The following is a 3,776-nucleotide window of genomic DNA, read 5'->3' as shown; positions in this document are numbered from 1 at the left end:
CGGCACCTTCGGTGCCGCGCACATGCTGAGCTCGGTGTCCGAGCCCGGCCTGGAGAAGACCGCCGAGATGGCCCCCGATGCGCTGCGGCTCTATCAGCTCTATGTCCGCGGCGACGACGCCTTCGTTGCCGATGTCGTCAGCCGTGCCGAGAAGAACGCCTATGCCGCCTTCTGCCTGACCGTCGACACCGCCCATTACAGCCGTCGCGAACGTGACATCGCCAAGCGCTACGTTCGCGAGAGCCGCCTGCGCGCCACCGGCGGCGACTTCCAGAAGGGCCTGGAGTGGCGGACGGTGAAGATGGTCAAGGACAAGTTCAAGATCCCGCTGATCCTGAAGGGCATCGCCACCGCCGAGGACGCCCTGATCGCGGTCGATCACGGCGTCGAATGGATCTACGTCTCCAACCATGGCGGACGCCAGCTCGACCATGGCCGCGGCGCCATGCATGTGCTGCCCGAGATCGTCGAGGCCGTGAAGGGTCGCGCCAAGATCATGGTCGACGGCGGCATCTGTCGCGGCACCGATATCGTCAAGGCGATCGCGGCAGGCGCAGACCTCGTCGGCATCGGCCGGCTGCAATGCTGGGCGCTGGCGGCGGCCGGCGAAGCCGGCATCACACGGATGCTGGAGCTCTTGGAAGACGAGGTGCTGCGCTGCCTCGGCCTCTTGGGCGCCACTTCATTTGCCGAAGTCGACAAATCCTGCCTGCATCCAGCGACCGCCACCAACGCGCCGAGCGTGTTCAGCGCGTTCCCGCTGTTCGACCACGAGCCTTATCGATACTGACTTGTCGCTTATTGCCGATACTGAAGTGAAAGGACGCAGGTGACATCGCTCTCTCCCGGCAGCGCCGATGCGCTTCTGTTCGATCTCGGGCGCGTGGTGCTCGACATCGACTTCTCCAAGGCGATCGCATGCTGGGCGGGACATGCCGGCTGCCAGCCCGAAGCCATTGTCGCGCGCTATGTGCGTGACGAGGCCTACCGGCTGCACGAGGTCGGCAAGATCAGCGACGAGGATTATTTCGCCTCGCTACGTGCTTCGCTCGGAATCGGCATTTCGGACGCGCAGTTCCTGGAGGGCTGGAACGCGATCTTCGCCGGCGAAATGCCGGATATCGCCGAGTTGTTGCCGCGCGCGGCGAAGCAGATGCCGCTCTACGCCTTCTCCAACACCAACCAGCCGCATGTCGACTATTTCTCGAAGGAATATGCCGATCTGCTCGGCCATTTCCGCAGACTGTATTTGTCTTCCAGCATCGGCCTGCGCAAACCGGATGCCGAGGCTTTCGACCATGTCGTCGCGGCGATCGGCGTGCCAGCGGAGCGCATCGTGTTCTTCGACGATCTCGCCGAGAACATCGAGGGAGCGCGGGCGCGCGGCCTGACCGCCGTGCATGTCACGTCGCCGCGCGATGTCGGGAACGCCTTGAAAGCCCTGGGAATCTGAGGCTAAGCGCTTGCCGCGCAAGCTCACCGCACGCCCGGTTCCCGGGACAAATCTGCGGAACTTGAGGAACCCAAAGCCTTTGTGCATTTTTGTACAGAGTTCCGGGAACGGAATACCCCCCTTCGGACTCATGAGTCGGTTGGGACTTCTACATCGGACGTATCGACGTGCTGGGCAAAACCTATCTCACCAAGCAAGCCTCTCTCCTGCTTGAATTCGCAAGAACCACCTCGGATTCTGACCTTTCCGCCAAGCTGATCAGCAAGGCCGCCGACCTGAAGTCTCAGGCCGACCCTCTGCCCGACAAGGATCAAGGTCCCAAAGCTCCCGACGTCGCACTGGACGACGGCTCGGGCCGACCGAGCGGAAGTTGACCGATGCTGGCCGTGGCATTCGTCCTTCTCGTGCTCGCCATGGCCATCCTCATCCCGGTCTGTCTCGCCTTCCGGATCATGCCGCGACGGACTTGAGCCGCCTCCTCCACTGCTGAGGCCACGCAGGATAAATCACCCTGCGTGCTGCTTTGCCTCGCGCCCGCACTCGGATAGAACTCTCGCCGGCCATTTACCGATGTGCCCAGCAGGAGTTTAGCCCGTGGCCCTGATGCCGGTTTCTGACGCGCTTGCCGCGGTGCTGGCGGGTGCAGAGCCACTGCCCGAAGAGAAGGCCTCCCTCGACGAGGCCTATCACCGCGTGCTTGCGCAAGACGTCGCGTCGCGACGCACGCAGCCGCCGCAAGCGATGTCGGCGATGGACGGCTATGCCGTACGCGCGGCCGATGCCGCAACGATCGATTCCCGCCTGACGGTCATCGGCGAGGTCGCAGCGGGCCGTCCTTTCGCAGGAACGATCGGTGCCGGCGAAGCCGTACGGATCTTCACCGGCGGCGTCATTCCCGACGGTGCGGACGCGGTCGTGATCCAGGAGGACACCGTCGCGGACGGCAGGTGCGTCACGATCCAGGAAGCCGCGATCGCCGGACGGCACATCCGCCCGGCAGGCGTCGACTTCCGCGAGGGCGACGTGCTCTTGCGCAAAGGAACCCGCCTGACAGAGCGCGACCTTGCGCTCGCAGCCGGAATGAATCACCCGCATCTCGCCGTCTGCCGCCGTCCGAAGGTCGCGATTCTCGCCACCGGCGACGAACTGGTGATGCCGGGCTCAACGCCCGGGCACGGCCAGATCGTCTATTCCAATGGCTACGCCCTGCACGCGCTCGCCCGCAGCGAGGGCGCTGATACCATCGACCTCGGCGTCGCCGCCGATACGCTTGCAGCCACCTCCGCCGGCATCCGCCGCGCCCGCGAGAGCGGTACCGACATCCTGATCACGACCGGCGGCGCGTCGGTCGGCGACCACGACCTGGTCCAGCAGGCGCTCCTGGACGAAGGCATCTCGATGGCGTTCTGGAAGATCGCGATTCGGCCCGGCAAGCCGATGATGCACGGACGGCTCGGCGCGATGCGCGTGATCGGTCTGCCCGGCAATCCTGTGTCCTCCTACGTGTGCGCCTTCCTGTTCATGGTGCCGCTGATTCGCGCGCTGTCCGGCCGTTCAGTGATTCATCATCGTCGCGAGCGCGCCGTGCTGGGCCGCGATCTCGGCGCCAACGACCAGCGCGAGGATTATCTGCGCGCGCGCCTGGAGCTGCGCGACGACGGCACGCTCGTTGCCGTTCCCGTCAGCCATCAGGACTCCTCTCTGCTTGCGAATCTTGCTGCAGCACAGGTACTTCTCGTGCGCCCACCGTTCGCGCCGAAGGCCGAGGCCGGCAGCCCTTGCGAGGTGCTGCGGCTCCCCGTCTGAACTGGGCGGCCACACGCATTCCGCGAGCTTCGGTCTGTTCACGGTAAATTAAGCAGTTGCGGAACATGTATCGAACATATAGTGTCCGTTCATGATTTGTTTCGAGCGTGCAGCGGCTTGTCGCTGAATTCATCGTCTCGGAATCGAACGACATCAACCGGGGGACTTTGGTCGAGATGTTAACGCGCAAACAATACGAGCTTCTGCGGTTCATCAGCGAACGCTTGAAGGAAAGCGGCGTGCCGCCCTCCTTCGACGAGATGAAGGATGCGCTCGACCTGCGCTCGAAGTCGGGCATCCACCGCCTGATCACCGCGCTCGAGGAGCGCGGCTTCATCCGCCGCCTGCCCAACCGCGCCCGTGCCATCGAAGTGATCAAGCTGCCGGAGCTTCAGGCTGCCGCCGGCAACCGACGCGGTTTCACGCCGAGCGTGATCGAGGGCAATCTCGGCAAGGTCCGCACGAGCTCCAGCCCGGCCGTGGACGAGGGCGAGCGGCCCGTTGCGGTGCCCGTGAT

5 protein-coding genes are annotated in these 3,776 nt (G+C 64.6%); all 5 read left to right on the top strand.

Going from position 1 to position 3,776, the window contains the following annotated elements; translation table 11 throughout:
• The coding region (locus MOV75_RS30450) for an alpha-hydroxy acid oxidase (protein WP_247007166.1) at positions 1–790 on the top strand (790 nt) is incomplete at its 5' end.
• A 39-nt stretch (positions 791–829) separates the two neighbouring features.
• Positions 830–1,453: an HAD family phosphatase gene (locus MOV75_RS30445; RefSeq protein ID WP_246929867.1), complete on the top strand. Its 624-nt coding sequence runs from the start codon at positions 830–832 to the stop codon at positions 1,451–1,453.
• Between the two features lie 167 nt (positions 1,454–1,620).
• Positions 1,621–1,827, top strand: a complete 207-nt coding sequence (locus MOV75_RS30440; RefSeq protein ID WP_246929868.1) for a hypothetical protein — start codon at positions 1,621–1,623, stop codon at positions 1,825–1,827.
• A gap of 220 nt (positions 1,828–2,047) precedes the next feature.
• Complete coding sequence (glp, locus tag MOV75_RS30435; protein ID WP_246929870.1) at positions 2,048–3,259, top strand: gephyrin-like molybdotransferase Glp; 1,212 nt, start codon at positions 2,048–2,050, stop codon at positions 3,257–3,259.
• Positions 3,260–3,435: 176 nt separating this feature from the next.
• A partial coding sequence (locus tag MOV75_RS30430; protein WP_369010473.1) for a LexA family protein occupies positions 3,436–3,776 on the top strand: 341 nt, incomplete at its 3' end.

Origin of the sequence: Bradyrhizobium sp. PRIMUS42, assembly GCF_023006515.1 — a bacterium.
In the GTDB taxonomy this organism is placed as follows: Bacteria; Pseudomonadota; Alphaproteobacteria; order Rhizobiales; family Xanthobacteraceae; genus Bradyrhizobium.
Note: the sequence above shows the minus strand (reverse complement) of the source record. Positions and strands in the feature narration are given on the sequence as shown.